At 67.3% G+C, this 18,401-nt stretch carries 18 protein-coding genes; 15 read left to right on the plus strand and 3 right to left on the minus strand.

Features of this window, described 5'->3' with window-relative positions:
- Window positions 1-184: 184 nt before the first annotated feature.
- From ACIIOY_RS10970 to guaA, 13 genes are all read left to right on the plus strand, one after another.
- Window positions 185-877 (plus strand): glutathione S-transferase family protein, encoded by a 693-nt coding sequence (locus ACIIOY_RS10970; RefSeq protein WP_411034693.1) that lies wholly within the window; start codon window positions 185-187, stop codon window positions 875-877.
- A gap of 10 nt (window positions 878-887) precedes the next feature.
- On the plus strand, window positions 888-2,033 hold the full coding sequence (queG, locus tag ACIIOY_RS10975) for a tRNA epoxyqueuosine(34) reductase QueG (protein WP_411034694.1): 1,146 nt from the start codon (window positions 888-890) through the stop codon (window positions 2,031-2,033).
- Window positions 2,030-2,905: an SDR family oxidoreductase gene (locus ACIIOY_RS10980; RefSeq protein WP_411034695.1), complete on the plus strand. Its 876-nt coding sequence runs from the start codon at window positions 2,030-2,032 to the stop codon at window positions 2,903-2,905. The genes queG and ACIIOY_RS10980 overlap by 4 nt, the downstream gene beginning before the upstream one ends.
- 361 nt (window positions 2,906-3,266) lie before the next feature.
- Complete coding sequence (locus ACIIOY_RS10985; RefSeq protein ID WP_411034696.1) at window positions 3,267-3,629, plus strand: septal ring lytic transglycosylase RlpA family protein; 363 nt, start codon at window positions 3,267-3,269, stop codon at window positions 3,627-3,629.
- 78 nt (window positions 3,630-3,707) lie between these two features.
- Window positions 3,708-4,997: an RsmB/NOP family class I SAM-dependent RNA methyltransferase gene (locus tag ACIIOY_RS10990; RefSeq protein ID WP_411034697.1), complete on the plus strand. Its 1,290-nt coding sequence runs from the start codon at window positions 3,708-3,710 to the stop codon at window positions 4,995-4,997.
- Between the two features lie 211 nt (window positions 4,998-5,208).
- Entirely contained in the window at window positions 5,209-6,486 is a 1,278-nt protein-coding gene (locus ACIIOY_RS10995; RefSeq protein ID WP_411034698.1) for an imelysin family protein, read from the plus strand.
- 46 nt (window positions 6,487-6,532) lie between these two features.
- Window positions 6,533-8,068, plus strand: a complete 1,536-nt coding sequence (locus ACIIOY_RS11000) for a di-heme oxidoreductase family protein (RefSeq protein ID WP_411034699.1) — start codon at window positions 6,533-6,535, stop codon at window positions 8,066-8,068.
- The gene (locus ACIIOY_RS11005) at window positions 8,068-9,192 is read left to right on the plus strand and encodes an imelysin family protein (protein ID WP_411034700.1); all 1,125 of its coding nucleotides are present in this window, start codon (window positions 8,068-8,070) and stop codon (window positions 9,190-9,192) included. Before ACIIOY_RS11000 ends, ACIIOY_RS11005 begins: the two co-directional genes overlap by 1 nt.
- The gene (locus ACIIOY_RS11010) at window positions 9,192-10,295 is read left to right on the plus strand and encodes a DUF1513 domain-containing protein (protein WP_411034701.1); all 1,104 of its coding nucleotides are present in this window, start codon (window positions 9,192-9,194) and stop codon (window positions 10,293-10,295) included. The genes ACIIOY_RS11005 and ACIIOY_RS11010 overlap by 1 nt, the downstream gene beginning before the upstream one ends.
- Window positions 10,296-10,338: 43 nt before the next feature.
- Window positions 10,339-10,794, plus strand: a complete 456-nt coding sequence (locus ACIIOY_RS11015) for a TspO/MBR family protein (protein WP_411034702.1) — start codon at window positions 10,339-10,341, stop codon at window positions 10,792-10,794.
- Between the two features lie 86 nt (window positions 10,795-10,880).
- Window positions 10,881-11,330, plus strand: coding sequence for a PaaI family thioesterase (locus ACIIOY_RS11020; RefSeq protein WP_411034703.1), 450 nt, complete (start codon window positions 10,881-10,883; stop codon window positions 11,328-11,330).
- Window positions 11,327-11,971, plus strand: coding sequence for a 5'-methylthioadenosine/S-adenosylhomocysteine nucleosidase (locus ACIIOY_RS11025; RefSeq protein ID WP_411034704.1), 645 nt, complete (start codon window positions 11,327-11,329; stop codon window positions 11,969-11,971). The genes ACIIOY_RS11020 and ACIIOY_RS11025 overlap by 4 nt, the downstream gene beginning before the upstream one ends.
- A gap of 53 nt (window positions 11,972-12,024) precedes the next feature.
- Complete coding sequence (gene guaA / locus ACIIOY_RS11030) at window positions 12,025-13,587, plus strand: glutamine-hydrolyzing GMP synthase (RefSeq protein ID WP_411034705.1); 1,563 nt, start codon at window positions 12,025-12,027, stop codon at window positions 13,585-13,587.
- 7 nt (window positions 13,588-13,594) lie between these two features.
- On the opposite strand, the gene ACIIOY_RS11035 is transcribed toward guaA, so the two are convergent.
- Window positions 13,595-14,155, minus strand: a complete 561-nt coding sequence (locus tag ACIIOY_RS11035) for a methylated-DNA--[protein]-cysteine S-methyltransferase (protein WP_411034706.1) — start codon at window positions 14,153-14,155, stop codon at window positions 13,595-13,597.
- A 129-nt stretch (window positions 14,156-14,284) separates the two neighbouring features.
- Between ACIIOY_RS11035 and ACIIOY_RS11040 the strand changes: the two genes are divergently transcribed.
- A complete protein-coding gene (locus ACIIOY_RS11040) occupies window positions 14,285-15,343 on the plus strand; it encodes a M14 family metallopeptidase (protein WP_411034707.1) in 1,059 nt (352 codons plus the stop codon).
- Between the two features lie 118 nt (window positions 15,344-15,461).
- Window positions 15,462-16,922: a phospholipase D-like domain-containing protein gene (locus ACIIOY_RS11045; protein ID WP_411034708.1), complete on the plus strand. Its 1,461-nt coding sequence runs from the start codon at window positions 15,462-15,464 to the stop codon at window positions 16,920-16,922.
- On the opposite strand, the gene ACIIOY_RS11050 is transcribed toward ACIIOY_RS11045, so the two are convergent.
- On the minus strand, window positions 16,894-17,715 hold the full coding sequence (locus ACIIOY_RS11050) for an endonuclease/exonuclease/phosphatase family protein (protein ID WP_411034760.1): 822 nt from the start codon (window positions 17,713-17,715) through the stop codon (window positions 16,894-16,896). The genes ACIIOY_RS11045 and ACIIOY_RS11050 overlap by 29 nt on opposite strands.
- A 116-nt stretch (window positions 17,716-17,831) precedes the next feature.
- Window positions 17,832-18,311 carry an Lrp/AsnC family transcriptional regulator gene (locus ACIIOY_RS11055; protein WP_411034709.1) on the minus strand — a complete coding sequence of 160 codons (480 nt, stop codon included), beginning with the start codon at window positions 18,309-18,311 and terminating at the stop codon, window positions 17,832-17,834.
- Window positions 18,312-18,401 lie beyond the last annotated feature (90 nt).

The raw sequence follows: 18,401 nt of genomic DNA on the forward strand, positions 1-18,401 counted from the left end.
TTCCTTGGGACAGGGGAAGGAAATGCGCGATGCGGAAGCGGGCGTACGGCAAAAAGCCCGATTCGCTTGTGTTTGTACCACCAAATTTCTATAGGTTCGTCAAATCAGCCGTGGCCAAATCAGGTCCGCATGAGGCGGCCGGCCCGGCGCAAACCCTTCCGCAAGACGAGTAAAAGCTGCGTTCATGCCCACACTCTATCACCACCCGATGTCCTCGGCCTCCCGCTTTGTCCGCCTCATCCTGGCCGAATACGGCTTCCAGACGGAGCTTGCCGAGGAACAGCCCTGGGAGAACCGGCGCGATTTTCTCGCGCTCAACCCGGCCGGCACGCTGCCCGTCTATGTCGACGACAGCATGCGGGCGCTCTGTGGCGCCAGCGTGATCTCGGAATATCTCGACGAGACCCACGGCGTCCTGAAGCGCGATCGCCGGCTGCTCGCGGAGGATCCGTTCCAGCGCGCCGAGATCCGCCGCCTCACCGAATGGTTCCTGCAGAAGATGGAGCAGGACGTCACGCGTCCGCTGGTGCGCGAGCGCATCTTCAAGCTGCAGATGACGCCGGACCAGGGCGGCGGACCACCGGACAGCAAGATCCTGCGCAATTCCCGCGCCAACATCCGCCAGCACATGAAATACCTCTCCTGGCTCGCCGGTTCGCGCACCTACCTTGCCGGCGATCGCCTCAGCTATGCCGATCTCGCCGCCGCGGCCTCCATTTCCGTGCTCGACTACATGGGCGAGATCAGCTGGGCGGACGCGCCGCAGGCCAAGGAATGGTACCAGCGGCTGAAATCCCGCCCCTCCTTCCGCCCGCTGCTCGCCGAGCGCGTGCGCGGCGTCACCCCGGTCTCGCACTACGCGGACCTGGACTTCTGAGGACGATGCCGTGTCGGGCGAGGAGAAGATCCGGCGCCGCCTGACCGATTTCGTCAAGGCGGAGGCAGCGGACAAGGGGTTCGACCTCTGTCGCATCACCGGGCCCGACTCGATCCCGCAAGCGCCCGCCCGGCTCGCCGATTTCCTCGCCGCCGGATACCACGGCACGATGGACTGGATGGCCGAGACCGAGGCGCGCCGCGCCGATCCGCGCGTGCTGTGGAGCGAGGTGCGCTCCGTCATCCTGTTCGGCATGAACTACGGGCCTGAGCACGATCCGCGCGCCGTGCTCGCCATGCCGGACCGGGCGGCGATCTCCGTCTATGCGCAGAACCGCGACTATCACGACATCATCAAGGGCAGGCTCAAGGAGGTGGCGACGCGCTTTGCCGCGCGCGGCGGGGCGGACGTGAAAGTCTTCGTCGACACGGCGCCGGTGATGGAAAAGCCGCTTGCCGCGGCCGCCGGCCTCGGCTGGCAGGGCAAGCACACCAACCTCGTCAGCCGCACGCACGGCTCCTGGCTCTTCCTCGGCAGCCTCTTCACCACCGCCGATCTCCTCCGCGACGCGCCGGAGCGCGACCATTGCGGCTCGTGCCGGGCCTGCCTCGACGCCTGCCCGACGGATGCCTTTCCCGCGCCCTACAGGCTCGATGCGCGGCGCTGCATCTCCTATCTCACCATCGAGCACAAGGGCACGATCGATCCGCAATTGCGCACGAAGATCGGCAACCGCATCTACGGCTGCGACGATTGCCTCGCCGCCTGCCCCTGGAACAAGTTCGCCGCCGCGGCCGCCGAAATGAAGCTCGTCGCCCGCGAAGAGCTGAAGGCGCCGAGGATCGCCGACCTTTTGACGCTCGACGACGCCGGCTTCCGCGCCCACTTTTCCGGCTCGCCCGTCAAGCGCATCGGCCGCGACCGCTTCGTGCGCAACGTGCTGATCGCCGCCGGCAATTCCGGCGACCGCAGCCTGATAGACCAATGCGTCCGCCTTGCCGACGATGCCGCGCCCGTGGTGCGCGGCATGGCCGCCTGGGCGCTCTCCCGCCTGATGGCGGCTTCCGAATTCCGCCGATTTGCGGCAGGAAGGGCCGAAGACGCGGACGAAGACGTGCGCGCGGAGTATGAAAGAGCGAAGGCAGACTGTCGATGAAGCACCTTTTGATCCTCGGCGCCGGCTTTTCCGGCAAGGCCATCGGCGAAACCTTCAGGGCGGCCGGCTTTTCCGTCTCGGGCACGACGCGCTCGGCCGAGAAGGCGGAAAGCCTTCGCGAATGCGGCATCGAACCCATCCTCTACGACGGCGGCGCGATTTCCGAGGCCCTTGCCGCCGACATGAAGCGCGCCACCCATGCCGTGCAGTCGATCGCCCCCGGCAAGGACGGCGATCCGCTCTTCCGCGCGGGCACGCCCGCGCTCTCCACGCTGTTGCCCGAGCTGGAATGGGCCGGCTACCTTTCCACGGTCGGCGTCTACGGCGACCACAAGGGCAGCTGGGTGGACGAGGAGACGGCGCTGAACCCCGTCTCCGCCCGCTCCGTCGAGCGGGTCGAGGCGGAGAACCGCTGGCTCGGCTTCGGCAGGGCGTCCGGACTGCCGGTCGCCGTGCTGCGCCTTGCGGGCATCTACGGGCCGGGACGCAACGCGCTGCGCAACATGGAAGAGGGCACCGCCCGCCGGCTCATCAAGAAGGACCAGGTGTTCAACCGCATCCGCGTCGAGGACATCGGCCGCGCGGCGCTCTTCCTTGCGGAAAGACATCTCGGCGGCGTGTGGAACATCACCGACGACGAGCCCGGCCCGCCGCAGGATGTCGTCGCCGAGGCCGCGCGCCTGCTGGGCCGGCCGATCCCGCCCGACATTCCTTTCGAGACGGCGGAACTTTCTCCCATGGCACGGTCTTTCTACGGAGAGAACAAACGCGTCTCGAACGCGAAACTGAAGGCTGCGGGCTTCCGATTCCGCTTCCCGAACTACCGCCAGTCGCTCGCCGAGCTCTTCTTGTCCGGGCGATGGCGGGGCTAATGGGGCGGAGTCGGGAGGGAGGGCTTTTGCGGTTTTATACAACCTGAAATTTACCTGCCTCATTTTTGCCGCCGAATTCATGCGCAGAAAGCGCTAATATTGAAAGTTTTTTCCGAAAATTTGCGCGATTGCCGCACAGCCATTCCAGCTTTGAAGTCGAGACAGTTTAGCGACTGATTCGGAAGAACTTTTCCTGCCACCTTAACGAAGATTAAGAATCCATCGCTGGCGATGGACTGTATATCCGGAGGCAATCTGGCAGCAATTGCGGCCGGTTGAGGCACGTTTTCGCCATTTTTGCTTCTTCATAGGGCGACCATCACAGGGGACTTCCACAACTCGCCCAAGGGTCATCCGATACATGCTGACAAAGCTCTCCAGCCTCGCTCTCGCTTCTCTCCTCGCCGCCTCTTCCTCCTTCGTTACATTCTCCGATGCTCAAGCCGCAGGATGCGGCCGCGCTTCCTGGTATTCGCTGACGTCGCGCACCGCCTCGGGCGAGCGCATGAACCCCAACCTGATGACGGCCGCCCACCGGAGCCTGCGCTTCGGCACCAAGGTCAAGGTCACCAACGCGAGGAACGGCAAGAGCGTCGTGGTGCGCATCAACGATCGCGGCCCCTTCATCCGCGGCCGGGTGCTGGATCTTTCCAAGGCGGCAGCCGCAAACATCGGCATGATCCGCTCGGGCCACGCCAAGATCTGCTACCAGATCATCGGCTGACGGCGGCCGCGAATCTGCGGCTCCCGGCTTGCCCTTCGCGCGTTCCGCCGCTACCACGACGCAAAACGGAGTAAACGGATGCGATTGGGTGGGCGGCTCTCGGGAGCCATCGACGTTCTGACGGATATCGAGACGCGGCGGCGCCCCGTCGCCGATGCGCTCAAGGACTGGGGCCTGTCCCACCGGTTCGCCGGCTCCGGCGACCGCGCCGCCATCGGCAACATCGTCTACGACGCGCTGCGCATGAAACTGTCGCACGCCTACCTGATGGACGACGACAGCCCCGCCGCCCTCGGCCATGCCGTCCTCCTGCGCCAGTGGGGCCTTTCGCCCGAGGCGCTCGCCGTCGAGTTCGAAGGCGACCGTTTCGCCCCGGAGCCGCTCTCTGGCGAAAAGCTCGCGGCCTTGCGCGCCCGCAACCTCGACGAGGCCGCGCCGCATGTGCAGGGCGATATCCCGGAGTGGGTGCAGCCCGCCTTCGAGGCCAACTTTTCCGACGACTGGCTCGCCGAGGCCAAGGCGCTCGCCGGCCGGCCGACGCTGGACCTGCGCGCCAACACGCTGAAGGCAGGCCGCGACAAGGTTCTGAAGGCGCTCGAGCGCAACGGCGCCGCCGCCGCCGCCATCGCCCGCCACGGCATCCGCATCCCGGCCGGCGAGGGCCCGTCCCGCCTGCCGAACGTCACCGCCGACCTCGCCTTCCAGAAGGGCTGGTTCGAGGTGCAGGACGAAGGTTCGCAGATCGTCGCCGACCTCGTCTTCGCGCAGGAGGGCGAGCAGGTGCTCGACTTCTGCGCCGGCGGCGGCGGCAAGACGCTCGCCATGGCGGCCGCGATGAACAACAAGGGCCAGGTGCACGCCTACGACACCGACCGCAAGCGCCTCGCCCCGATCATCGAGCGGCTGAAGCGCGCCGGCACCCGCAACGTCCAGGTCCACGAGGACATGTCCAGCCTCTCGCCGCTTGCGGCCCGTTTCGACCGCGTGCTGGTCGATGCGCCCTGCACGGGCACCGGCACCTGGCGCCGCCGGCCGGACACCAAATGGCGCCTTACCGAAAAGAACCTTGAAGAACGCCTCGCCCAGCAGCAGGAAGCCCTTGCCAATGCGAGTGCCTTCGTGCGGCCGGGCGGCTTGCTGCTTTACGTCACCTGTTCGATCCTGCCGCAGGAGAACGAGGCGCAGGTCCACGGCTTCTGCGCGGCCAATCCGGAATTCGAGATTCTGCCGGCCGCCGACACCTGGCGGAACCTCTTCGGCAGCGACGGGCCGCAGCCCCGCTCGAAGGACGGAAAGACCGTGACGTTGACGCCGGCCTCGACCGACACGGACGGTTTCTTCTTCTGCGCGATGGGCCGCAAGGCGTGAGTCTGTTGCGCTCTGTCAAAAAGTGCAGAACAGCTTGAAATCGTTCTAAACTATACACTTTGACACCAGTTTTTATTTGGTCCATGACAGTAACGCCTGAATAAACCCGGGACCGGCGGGAAGCCGGACCATCCGGGCGACGGCCGCTGATCAAGGCAAGCCGCGCCGTCCGGTGTCGGGGGACACATCGAACAGGACACCAGGAGACGTCATGACCACTTCCTTCCTTCGCGCGGCCGCCTTTGCGCTTGCTGCCGCGGCGTCAAGCCTTGCCATCGGCTCCGCCCACGCGGCAGCCGATCCGGCCGCGATCGTCAAGCACTACGCCGAGATCGCGCACGCCAAGTTCTCCGACTCGCTCGAAGCCGCCAAGGCGCTCGACGCGGCGATCGACGCCCTCATCGCCAAGCCGAGCGACGAAACGTTGACGGCGGCGCGCGAGGCGTGGCTGAAGTCCCGCATCCCCTACCAGCAGACGGAAGCCTACCGCTTCGGCAATCCGATCGTCGACGACTGGGAGGGCAAGGTGAACGCCTGGCCGCTCGACGAAGGCCTGATCGACTATGTCGACGCGGGCTACGGCACGGAAAGCGACGAGAACGCCCTCTTCGTCGCCAATATCATTGCCAATCCGAAGGTCGAGATCGCCGGCAAGACGATCGACGCCACCACGATCACGCCGGAAGTGCTGCAGGAGCTGCACGAGGCCGGCGAGGTCGAGGCGAACGTCGCCACCGGCTACCATGCCATCGAGTTCCTGCTGTGGGGCCAGGACCTGAACGGCACCGGCAAGGGCGCCGGCAACCGCCCGGCGAGCGACTACGACACGGCCAACTGCACCAACGGCAATTGCGACCGCCGCGCCGCCTACCTGAAGGCCGCCTCCTCGCTGCTCGTCACCGATCTGGAAGAGATGGTGAAGGCCTGGTCGCCGGACGGCGACGCCACCAAGACCGTGACTGCCGATCCGAAGGCCGGCATCACCGCCATGCTGACGGGCATGGGCTCGCTCTCCTACGGCGAGCTTGCCGGCGAGCGCATGAAGCTTGGCCTGCTGCTGCACGATCCGGAAGAGGAGCACGATTGCTTCTCCGACAACACGCACAACTCGCACTACTACGACGTCGTCGGCATCCAGACCGTCTATACGGGCGAATATACCCGCCCGGACGGCTCGAAGCTCACCGGCCCGTCGCTCTCCGAACTGGTTGCGGAGAAGGATGCGGCGCTCGATACCGAGATGAAAGCGAAGCTCGATGCCAGCCATGCCGCCTTCAAGGCGCTGGTCGACCGCGCCGAAGGCGGCGAGGCCTACGACCAGATGATCGGCGAGGGCAACGACGAGGGCAACAAGGTGGTGCAGGCCGCCGTCGACAGCCTGATCGACCAGACCAAGACGATCGAACGCGTCATCGCGTCGCTCGACCTCGGCAAGATCGAACTTGAAGGCTCCGACAGCCTGGATAATCCTAACGCCGTCTTCCAATGATAGAAGGCGGGCCGCCTCCCGGCCGGGCGGCGGCCCGATTTCGACAATGACCGAACGCCCCGCCCGTCGCCTGCTCGCGGTTTGCGCCGCGTTCACCGTCGCGGCGGGCGTTTCCGTTCTGGCCGATGCCCATTCCGCCGGCGGCGGGCGTGGCGACCTTTCGCAGAAGGACCGCAAGCGCGTCGAAGCCGTGACGGCGCTGGCGACGGACTTTTCCAAGGCCGAGCAATACGAGGCCATGTCCGGCGGCGCGGCGACCTCGCTCGCCTCCATCAACAAGGACAGCTTCTCCCACTTTTCGGAGAACATCACCTTCGCCGAGGAAGAGACCTTCAAGCTCGGCAACGCGCTCTTCCAGAAGCTCTGGGTGTCGTCGCCCTCCTCCACGCAGGCCTCCGACGGGCTCGGGCCGCTCTACAACGCCCGCTCCTGCCAGACCTGCCATATCAGGGACGGCCGCGGCCATCCGCCGGAAGGCGCGGCGGATGCGACATCGATGTTCCTGCGCCTCGCGCGCGCGGCAAGGACCAAGGAGGAAGAGGCGGCGCTGGAAAGCTTACGCGAGATGAGCCTGCCGGACCCGGTCTACGGCCGCCAGCTCCAGGACCTCGCGATCCCCGGCCTCAAGGCGGAAGGCCGCATCGTGATCGACTACGCGGAAGAGCCCGTGACGCTTGCCGGCGGCGAGGTCGTCATGCTGCGCCGGCCGGCCTATTCCGTCGCGGACCTCGCCTACGGCGACCTCGACCCGACGACCACGCTCTCGCCGCGCATCACCCAGCCGATGCTCGGCCTCGGCCTTGTCGAGGCGATCCACGAGAGGGACATCCTGGCGCTCGCGGATCCGGACGACGCGGACGGCGACGGCATCAGCGGCAAGGCCGCCGTCGCCATCGATCCGAAGACCGGCAGGCAGACGCTCGGCCGGTTCGGCTGGAAGGCGCAGTCCGCCACCGTACGCCAGCAGAGCGCCGAAGCCTTCGCGTTCGACATCGGCATATCGACGCCGGAAATGCCCCTGCACCAGGGCGACTGCACGCAGGCGCAGGCCGCCTGCCTCGAACGCCCGGACGGCGTGCAGGCCCGGCTCGGCGAGGCGGAAGCGCCGCCGCCGGTCATGGACCTCGTGACCTTCTATGCGGAGAACCTCGCCGTTCCGGCCCGGCGCAAGGCGAGTTTCCCCGAGACGCTGGCCGGCAAGCGCGTCTTCTACGAGACCGGCTGCGTTTCCTGCCACCGACCGAAATTCGTGACCCGGCGCGATGCCGGCAACAAGGCCCATGCCTTCCAGCTCATCTGGCCCTATTCCGATTTCCTGCTGCACGACATGGGCGAGGGCCTCGGCGACGGGCAGCAGGTCGGGGCCGCGAGCGGCCGGGAGTGGCGCACCCCGCCGCTCTGGGGCATCGGCCTTACTAAAACCGTCAACGGCCATACGTTCTTCCTGCATGACGGGCGCGCGCGCAACCTCACCGAGGCCATCCTTTGGCACGGCGGCGAGGGGCAGGCTGCGCGCGACCGCTTCGCCGCGCTGGAAAAACGTGACCGCGACGCCCTTCTGACCTTCCTGGAGAGCCTGTGATGACCCGGCGCCCGCCTTACCTTCGTTTCACCTCGCTTCTTGCAGGCCTGATGTTGTCCGCCACCCCGCCGGCCCTGGCACAGGAAGGCGGAACGCCCGTGCCGCCGGACCTGACCAACGAGAGCGTGGCTGGCGTCATGACGCGCGCCGTCGACGAGGTCATCCGCCCCGGCTACCGCGCCTTCGAGGCCTCCGCGGGTGCACTCGCCGAGGCCACCACCGCCTTCTGCAAGGCGCCTTCCGAAACGTCGCGCAAGGCCGTCGACGACGCCTTCCGGCAGGCGGTCGCCGACTGGGGCCGCATCGAGATCGTGCGCATCGGCCCCGTGCTCGAGGACAACCGCTTCGAGCGCATCCTCTTCTACCCGGACCGCAAGAGCACCGGCCTCAAGCAGGTGCAGGCGCTACTGCGGAAAGAGGACGAGGCGGATACGGATGCCGCGGCCATGGCGGGCAAGAGCGTCGCCGTCCAGGGCTTCGGCGCGCTCGAATTCGTGCTCTACGGCACCGGCGCCGAAAGGCTGATGCAGGCGCCGGGCACGTTCCGCTGCCGCTATGGCGCGGCCGTCGCCGCGCATATCGGCGCGACGGCGGGCCAGCTCGTCGCGGCCTGGGAGGCGCCGGAGGGCGTGCAGCGGCACTGGAAGCATCCCGGCCCCGAGAACCCCGTCTTCCGCACCGGCAAGGAGGCGGTCACCGCCCTTCTCGGCATCCTCGTGCACGGCGCGGAGGCGGTGCGCGACCAGCGTATCGAGACCTTCTACCGCAACGGCGGCACGGCACGGCCGAAGTCCGCCGTCTTCTGGCGGTCCGGCAATACCTGGACGTCGATCGGCGCCAATATCGAAGGCCTGCAAACGCTGTTCGACAAGTCCGGCATGGCGGACCTCATCGATCCGGGCTTCCGCTCGATCGCCGGCAACATCGACTTCGTGCTGAAGTCGCTCCGCCGCGTCGCGCCGACCGTCGACCCCGACATCGAGAAGGCCGTCTCGACGCCCGGGGAGCAGCAGAAGATCGCCTTCCTGCTCGTCAATTCCCGTGACCTGATCGTGCGCCTCAACACGGAATACGGCGGCGCCATCGGGCTCGGCGCCGGCTTCTCCTTCGCGGACGGCGACTGATGCGGGCGGCGGGCATCCGCAGCGCGGCCGTCGAGCGGCGCGCCTTCCTGCGCATGGCGGGCGCGGCCTTCGTCGCGACGCTCGGCGCCCGCCAGGCCTTCGCTCTCTCCCGCACCGACGCCGTCTTCGCCTCCGGCTACATGGACCGCGACGGCAATTTCGGCATCGCGGTGCTCGCGGAAGACGGAACGGTGATCGACCGCACGGCGCTGCCCGCCCGCAGCCACGGCATGGCCTTCTCGCCCGCCACCGGCCACCTCGTCGCCTTCGCGCGGCGCCCCGGCACCTTCGCGCTGGCGATCGACCGAAGCGGCAGGGCGGAGCCCGTGACCATCGCCGCCGCCGAGGACCGGCACTTCTTCGGCCATGGCTGCTTCTCGCCGGACGGAAAGCTGCTCTATGCAAGCGAGAACCACTTCGATGCGGGCCGCGGCGTGATCGGCCTCTACGACGCCCGCGACGGCTACCGCCGCATCGGCGAATATCCGACCTACGGCATCGGCACGCACGACCTCTCCGTCAGCGACGACGGAAGGCTGCTGATCGCGGCCAACGGCGGCATCGAAACCCATCCGGACTTCGGCCGCACCAAGCTCAACCTCGACCGCATGGAGCCCTCGCTCGCCCTCATCGACGCGGCGACCGGCGCTTTGGTCGAACGTCATGCCCTGCCGGAGAAGCTGCGCCGGCTCTCCACCCGCCATATCGACCTCGACGCACGAGGCCGCATCTGGTTCGCCTGCCAGTACGAGGGGCCGCGCAACGACCTGCCGCCGCTCGTCGGCCATTTCGGCAGGGGCGAAGGCCTGACCTTCGTTCCCCTGCCCGAGGAAACCACGATCGGCCTTGCCAACTATGTGGGCGCCATCGCCGTCAACCGGCGCGAGGGCCTCGTCGGCCTTACCTCGCCGAACAGCGGGCGCTTCGTGGTGCTGGACGCCGGGACGGGCCGCGTCCTGCGCGACGAGGCCGTGTCCGACGCCGCGGGCATCGCCGCCGCGCGGCAGGGCTTTGCCGTCTCCTCCTATGACGGCCGTTTCGCCGGACGCCGCGAGGATGTCGCCTGGGACCAGCATATCGCCGGCCTGGCGCCGCACCGTTGATGCCTCCCCTGGACGGGCGCGCGGGGCGCACTACCTCCAAGGCATGAGCAACAAGCCCCTCGTCTATCTCGCCTTCATCATCCTCGTTCTCGGCGGCGGCCTATTGATCGGCGCCGGCAACATGCCGGACGAGTGGTACCAGTCGCTGGCGAAGCCCGCATTCAACCCGCCGAACTGGGTCTTCGCGCCGGTCTGGAGCATCCTTTACATCCTCATCGGCGTGGCCGGCGCCCGCACCTGGCTCTCGCTTCGCCGCTCGATGGCGATGCGGCTCTGGTTCGCCCAGCTCGTCTTCAACTTCGCCTGGTCGCCCGCCTTCTTCGGCCTTCGCGATCCGACCTCGGCGATGATCATCATCCTCGGCCTCTTCGTCTGCGTCATCGGCTTCATCATCGCCTCGTGGCGGCAGGACCGCACGGCTGCGTTCCTGTTCCTGCCCTATCTCGCCTGGGTCGCCTTCGCGACGGCGCTCAACGCGGCGATCCTCGTCCTGAACTAAAGACGCTTGCAGTGCAGCATGGGTCGTGCAAACGTCGGCCATCTCCGCTTTCCACGCCGGCGTGCCGGCAGACATGTGCGCTACCCATGACCGATTTTCCGCCAGCCGATTTCGCCGACCGCATCGCCAAGAGTTTTAACCGGCAGGCGGCCATGCGGCTGATCGGCGCCGAGCTCACCCGGGTCTCGCACGGCACGGTCGAGATCGAGCTGCCCTTCGACGCCAAGCTGACGCAACAGCACGGCTTCCTGCATGCCGGCGTCATCTCCGCCGCGCTCGACGCCGCCTGCGGCTATGCCGCCTATTCCGTCATCGGCGCGGATGCCTCGATCCTCACCATCGAGTTCAAGGTCAACCTCATGTCGCCGGGGCGCGGCGAGCGTTTCCTCTTCCGCGGCGAGGTCACCAAGCCGGGCAGCAACATCATCGTCGCCGACGGGCGCGGCTATGCCGTCTCGGACGGCCCGGCAAAGCTGATCGCCTCCATGACGGGAACGATGATGGTCGTGCGCGGCCGCGAGGACATCGCCGAATGAGCGTGACCCTCAAGGCCGTCGGCGCGCACCGCATCCTCTACGTCATGGCCGTCGACGCCGAATACGGGCCGCACCTGAAGGCCCGCATCACGCCCTTCATGACCGGCGTCGGGCCGGTCGAGGCCGCCGTGCAGCTCACGCTTGCCCTTTGCCACCTGGAGGCCGAGGGCTGGCTGCCGGACTTCGTCGTCTCGCTCGGCTCGGCCGGCTCGGCGAGCCTCGAGCAGACCGGCATCTACCAGGCGGCCACCGTGTCCTATCGCGACATGGACGCCTCGCCGCTCGGCTTCACGAAAGGGGCGACGCCCTTCCTCGACCTTCCGGCGGAAGTGCCGCTTCCGGTCCGCATCCCCGGCATTCCGGAGGCCCGGCTTTCGACCGGCGCCGACGTCGTCTCGGGCTCCGCCTATGCAAGTATAGATGCGGACATGGTGGAAATGGAGACCTATGCGGCGCTCCGCGCCTGCCAGGCCTTCGGCGTCCGGCTCGTCGGCCTTCGCGGCATTTCCGACGGCAAGGCGGAGCTCAGCCATATTGGCGACTGGACGGAATACCTGCACGTGATCGACGAAAAGCTCGCCGCTGCGGTCGACCGGCTGGAAGCGGCGCTCGCCGACGGGACGCTCGTCTTCAAGGGCTGAAAATCCGGCGTTCCCCCGTTGCGCGGCGAAAGGATATTCATTAAAGGCTCGCCATGACCCAGACAGCCCATCCCGACAGCGTCCTCATCATCGATTTCGGCAGCCAGGTGACCCAGCTCATCGGGCGGCGCGTGCGCGAAGCAGGCGTCTATTGCGAGATCATACCCTTCCAGTCGGCGGAAGACGCCTTCCATCGCATGCAGCCGAAGGCGATCATCTTCTCCGGCGGTCCCGCTTCGGTCCTCGACCAGGGCAGCCCCCGCGCACCGCAGATCGCCTTCGATTCCGGCCTGCCCATCCTCGCCATCTGCTACGGCCAGCAGACGCTCGCCACCCAGCTCGGCGGCAAAGTCGAAGGGGGCCACGCCCGCGAGTTCGGCCGCGCGGACGTCGAGATCCTGAAGGAAAGCCCGCTCTTCGAAGGCTTCTGGGAGGTCGGCAAAAAGTATCCGGTCTGGATGAGCCACGGCGACCGCGTCACCGTCGCGCCCGAGGGCTTCGAGATCATCGGCACCTCGGAGAATGCCCCCTTCGCCATCTGCGTCAACGAGGCGAAGCGCTATTACACCACCATGTTCCATCCGGAAGTGGTGCACACGCCGGACGGCGCGAAGCTGCTCTCCAACTTCGTGCACAAGATCGCCGGCATCAAGGGCGACTGGTCGATGTCGGCCTACCGCGCCCGCGCCGTGGAAGCCATCCGCGAGCAGGTCGACGACAAGCGCGTCATCTGCGCCCTTTCGGGCGGCGTCGATTCGTCGGTTGCGGCCCTCCTCATCCACGAGGCGGTCGGCGCGCAGCTCACCTGCATCCTCGTCGACCACGGCCTGATGCGCAAGAACGAGGCGGCGGACGTCGTCGCCATGTTCCGCGAGCACTACAACCTGCACCTCATCCATGTCGACGCCTCCGACCGCTTCATCGGCGAGCTGGAGGGCGTTTCCGACCCGGAGACCAAGCGCAAGATCATCGGCCGCCTGTTCATCGAGGTGTTCGAGGACGAGGCGAGGAAGCTCGGCGGCGCGGATTTCCTCGCCCAGGGCACGCTCTATCCGGACGTCATCGAGAGCGTCTCCTTCACCGGCGGCCCCTCGGTCACCATCAAGTCGCACCACAATGTCGGCGGCTTGCCCGAGCGCATGAACATGCAGCTCGTGGAGCCGCTGCGCGAGCTCTTCAAGGACGAGGTGCGCGCGCTCGGCCGCGAACTCGGCCTGCCGGACAGTTTCATCGGCCGCCATCCCTTCCCGGGGCCGGGCCTTGCCATCCGCTGCCCGGGCGGCATTTCCCGCGAGAAGCTGGAGATCCTGCGCGAGGCCGACGCCATCTATCTCGACGAGATCCGCAAGGCCGGCCTCTACGACAAGATCTGGCAGGCCTTCGCCGTGCTGCTGCCCGTCCAGACCGTCGGTGTCATGGGCGACGGGCGCACCTACGAATTCGTCTGCGCCCTTCGCGCCGTCACCTCCGTCGACGGCATGACGGCCGATTTCTACCACTACGACATGAACTTCCTCGGCCGCGCCGCCACCCGCATCATCAACGAGGTCCGCGGCATCAACCGCGTCGTCTACGACGTGACGTCGAAGCCGCCGGGCACGATCGAGTGGGAGTAAGGCTCCCCTAGAACCCGAACGACTGCTGGGCCGGCTCCGGCGGCGCGAAGGAAATGCCTTCAAGGGCAAGCATCCGCACCTTGGACGAGGAGCCGCCAGGGGCGGAGAAGCCGCCGACCTTGCCGCCGGCGGCGAGAACGCGGTGGCATGGGATGATGAGGGCGACGGGGTTCTTGGCCATGGCCTGGCCGACCTCGCGCGCGGCTTCCGGCCCGGCGCCGAGCTCTCGGGCGAGCGTGCCGTAGGTGGTCGTCCTGCCCCAGTGCACGCGGCGCGCGGCCTCGTAGACCGCGCGGAAGAAATCGCTCTGGCCGCCAAGGTCGAGCGGGACATCCGAAAAATCCGCCGCCTCGCCGGCGAAATAGCGTTTCGCGGCATCGACGGCCCTGGCGACCGCCGGCGGCGGCTCGGCGGCCTCCGCGTCCGGAAGGTGGCGCAGGAGCAGGCGGCGCGTGGTTGCGGCGTCCTCGCCCGGCAGCTGGAAGCGCACGACGCCCGCCGTCGTCCAGGCGATGCCGCAGGGGCCGCCCTCGGTTTCGAAGATCAGGTAGTGGGTCTTGCCGGCCATGATCGGCTCCTCTTCCCGTTTGCCACAAGATCGGGCTTCGCCCGCCCGCTTTCAACCCGTTTCCTGCGGGCCTTGCGCCGTCCGCGGCAATCCGCATAAACCCTGTGCAACGATTCAGGAGAAGACGGCGTGGTGCGTTCGGAGATCATCATCGGCGGGGATACGGCGGGCATCGAATGGCGCGTGCCGGTCTTTCGCTTCAAGGGCAGCGATGCGGCGGCGCCGTCCGCCTATCTCCAGGCGGCGCTCCACGCCAACGAGCTGCCGGGCGTAGCGCTCCTCCATTTCCTTCTCGAACGGCTGCGCAAGGCGGAGGCCGGCGGCGCGATCCGCGGCGACATCACCGTGGTTCCGCAGGCCAACCCGATCGGCCTTGCGCAATTCCATTTCGGCGAGATGCAGGGCCGGTTCGATCTCGGCTCGCGCACCAATTTCAACCGCGACTTCCCGCTGGTGGGGCTCGGCGACCGCGACACGCTGCTCCACGATCTCGATGGCCGCGACGCCGCCGACCGGCTGAAGCGAACGCTCCTCCACACCGCGCTCGGCGCCGACCTCGTGCTCGACCTGCATTGCGACGACGAGTCCCTGCAATATGCCTATGTCGACGAGGCGTTCTGGCCGGAGGCCGCCGACCTTGCCGCGGCGCTCGACATGCAGGCCGTGTTCCTGTCGGACGGCGAAAGCACCGCCTTCGAGGAAGCCGTCGGCCATGCCTTCAAGCACCAGGGCGGAGAGAAGCTGAAAGCCGTGCCGGGCCGCCTCTCGGTGACGGTCGAGCTGCGCGGACGGCGCGACGTCCATCCCGACATGGCCAGGCGCGATGCGGACGGTCTGTGGCGCTTCCTCGCCGGCCGCCGCGTCGTCGCCGATCCCGCCCACGAGCCGAAATCCTTCGCCGGCCCTGCCGTACCGCTCGACAATATCGAGATGGTGCGCGCACCGCAGCCCGGCACCGTGCTCTTCCACCGCGACATCGGCGAGCAGGTGAAGGCGGGCGACCTTCTCGCGACCCTCATCGCCTGTCCGGGCGAGGCGGACGGCGCGATCGCGGTGAAGGCCGGCCATGACGGGCTGGTCGCCACGCGCAGCTCCGCCCGCTATGCCCGGCGCGGCGACGACCTGATGAAGATCGCCTGCCACGAGGCGACGCGCAAGGACCGCAGGCCGGGCACGCTGGAGGACTGAGCCTGCCTGCAAGAAAATCTTCGGAAGGGGGACTATTGTCCCCCTCGCATTCGTATCATCCGAAGCAATATATAGAGGCGACAAAGAGGTCGCCGCCTTGGGATGATCCGCACGCATCATGTTTGAGACGTTCTCCACCTACTGGCCGCATATCCTCGTCGCCCTGTCGATCGCCCTCGGCGTGCCGGCCGCCATCCACGCGACCATGACGAAGGAAGAGGTGCGGGCGGCGATCGGCTGGGTGGGCGTCATCGTGCTGTCGCCGGTCGTCGGCGCGGTCATCTATTTCGTCGGCGGCGTGAACCGCATCCGCCGCAAGACGCTGAACCTCAGCCGGGAGGGCCTGCTGGCCGCCGGCTGGCACCACATGGCGGAATACGACGTCTCGAACGAGCACATGCAGGTGACCTATGGCGGGGCGCTCGCCGCCATGCAGCGGCTCGGCGATTCCGTCGGGCGCTGCAAGCTCACGTCCGGCAACCGCATCACGCTGCTGTCGACCGGCGACGAGGCCTATGCGGCGATGCTGGCGGCGATCGCCGCCGCGGAGCGCTCCATCCTGCTCGAAACCTATATCTTCGACCGCGACAAGGCGGGCGAGCGCTTCGTCGAGGCGCTGTCGGCCGCAGTGGCGCGCGGCGTCGAGGTGCGCGTGCTGATCGATGCGGTCGGCGCGCGCTATTCCATTCCCTCGATCGTCTCGGAACTGCAGCAGGCGAACGTGCCGACGGATGTCTTCAACGGCAATATCGTCATGGGCCTGCGCCTGCCCTATGCGAACCTGCGCACCCACCGCAAGATCCTCATCGTCGACGGCAGCGTCGCCTTCACCGGCGGGCTCAACATCCGCGCCGGCTTCTGCGCCGAGTTCGCCGGCGAAGCGGCCGCGCTCGACACCCATTTCCGCCTCACCGGCCCGGTCGTCAGCGACCTCTTCCGCATCGCCTACGAGGACTGGCGCTTTTCCGGCGGCGACGACCTGTCGGGCGAAGCCTGGCAGATCGCGCCGCCGCCGGACGCGCCGGAGAGCGGCATGCTCGCCCGCGTCGTGCCTTCCGGTCCGGACAAGAGCCTGGAGACCAACCACCGCATGCTGATGGGCGCCGTCTCCGTCGCCAAGAAGCACATCCGCATCATGTCGCCCTATTTCCTGCCCGATCGCGAGCTCATCAGCGCCATCGTGACGGCGGCGCGGCGCGGGGTGGAGATCGACATCGTCGTGCCCTCCTCCAACAACCTGAAGCTCGTCGACCTCGCCATGACGGCGCAGTTCGACCAGCTCCTGAAATACGGCTGCCGCATCTGGCGGGCATCCGGCGCCTTCAACCATTCCAAGCTCACGGTCGTCGACAGCGCGTGGTCCTATATCGGCTCGTCGAACATCGATCCGCGCTCGCTTCGGCTGAATTTCGAGGTGGACATCGAGGTGGTGGATCCGGACTTCGCCGACCTCATCACCAACCGCATCGCCGTCGCCCTTTCCGATGCGGAAGAAGTCAGGCTCGAGGACCTGAAGGCACGGCCCTTCGCCCAACGCCTCGTCGAGCGAATCACATGGCTTGGCTCACCCTATCTGTAGCGCCGAACGACCGCTCCCAAACGACCTTGAGGTCGATATGCGCCTTGATCGGCAGATGATCGGAGGCGACGCGGGCGAGCGGCGTATCGTGCACCTCGACGGAGGTGACGAGGTCGTGCGGATGGCCGAGCGCCCGGTCGAGCGCCAGCACCGGGAAGCGGGACGGGAAGCTGGGCACGGCGCCGGAGGCCGGATCGAAGGTCGGCTGGAGACGCGAGAGCGAGGAACGGCGGCCGACGCGCCATTCGTTGAGGTCACCGACGAGCAGGGTCGGCATCTGCTCTTCCTCGGCCACGGAGGCGAGGATCGCCATCGCCTGCTGCTCGCGCGAGCGTTTCAGGAGGCCGAAATGGGCGGCGACGAGCCGGAGCTTTCCGACGGGCAGATCCAGCGTCACGACCAGCGCACCGCGCGGCTCGACGCCCGGCAGCTTCAACTGCCGCACGCCGCCGACGGCGCCCTTGCGGATCATGATCATGTTGCCGTGCCAGCCGTGGCCGGTGGAGGACAGCGCGGTGATCGGCACCGGCACGAGGCCGCATTCGCGTTCCAGCAGGTCGAGGTCTAGGAGACCCGAGCGCTCGCCGAAGCGCTTGTCCGCCTCCTGGATGGCGATGATGTCGGCGTCGATCTCCGCAATCACGCTCGCCGTGCGCTCCGGGTCGAAGCGCCTGTCGACGCCCACGCATTTGTGCACGTTGTAGGACGCGATCACGGTGTCGCCCGGGCGATTGTTTTCCGGCGGCCGGTGGCCGCGGCGGTTGCGGATGGCCGAAAGCAGCGCGGCCGACATGATCCTGTCGTTCAGCTTCCTGTCCACTTGTCCTTCCTTCGTGGCGCAGCGCATCATATGGGCGCTTTTCTTCGATGGGCAACCTCTCTCCGACGCGAAAGGTTCCGCAAGCGTCCTCAAGGAAGCGCGCTCACCTGCATCTTCGGGCTGTCGAGCAGGATGGTCGAGCGCAGCGTCTTGATCTCGCCGATACGCTCGAACTCGCTCCAGAGCAGCCGCCGGTAATCGGCGACGTCCTTCACCGCGATCTTCAGGAGAAAATCGAAATCGCCCGCGACCGTGTGGCACTCGACGACCTCCGGCATGCGCCGCACGAGATCGATGAAGCGCTCGCCGACGCGCGGCGCCGTGCGCTCCAGCGTCACCTCCAGGAAGGCCTGGAAGCCGATGCCGGCGGCGCGCGGATCGACGATGACGGTATGATGGATCACGCCCTCCGCCTCCAGCCGGGCGAGCCGGCGCGAGAGCGGCGCGGGCGACAGGCCGACCTTCTCCGCGAGCCGGTTGTTGGAGAGCCCGGCATCCTCGACGAGCAGGCGGATGATGCGCCGGTCGGTCTGGTCCAGCACCACCTCGTCGCCCGCCTTTCTGTCCATGTCCGTCTCCGCGCAAAAACCTGCATCAATCTAGCAAGCATCGGCAAGAATACAAAAGCTTGTTGCGCCTCCTCCGCAATATCATGGTCG

This window comes from Shinella agrisoli (genome assembly GCF_046557955.1).
Taxonomy (GTDB): Bacteria; Pseudomonadota; Alphaproteobacteria; order Rhizobiales; family Rhizobiaceae; genus Shinella.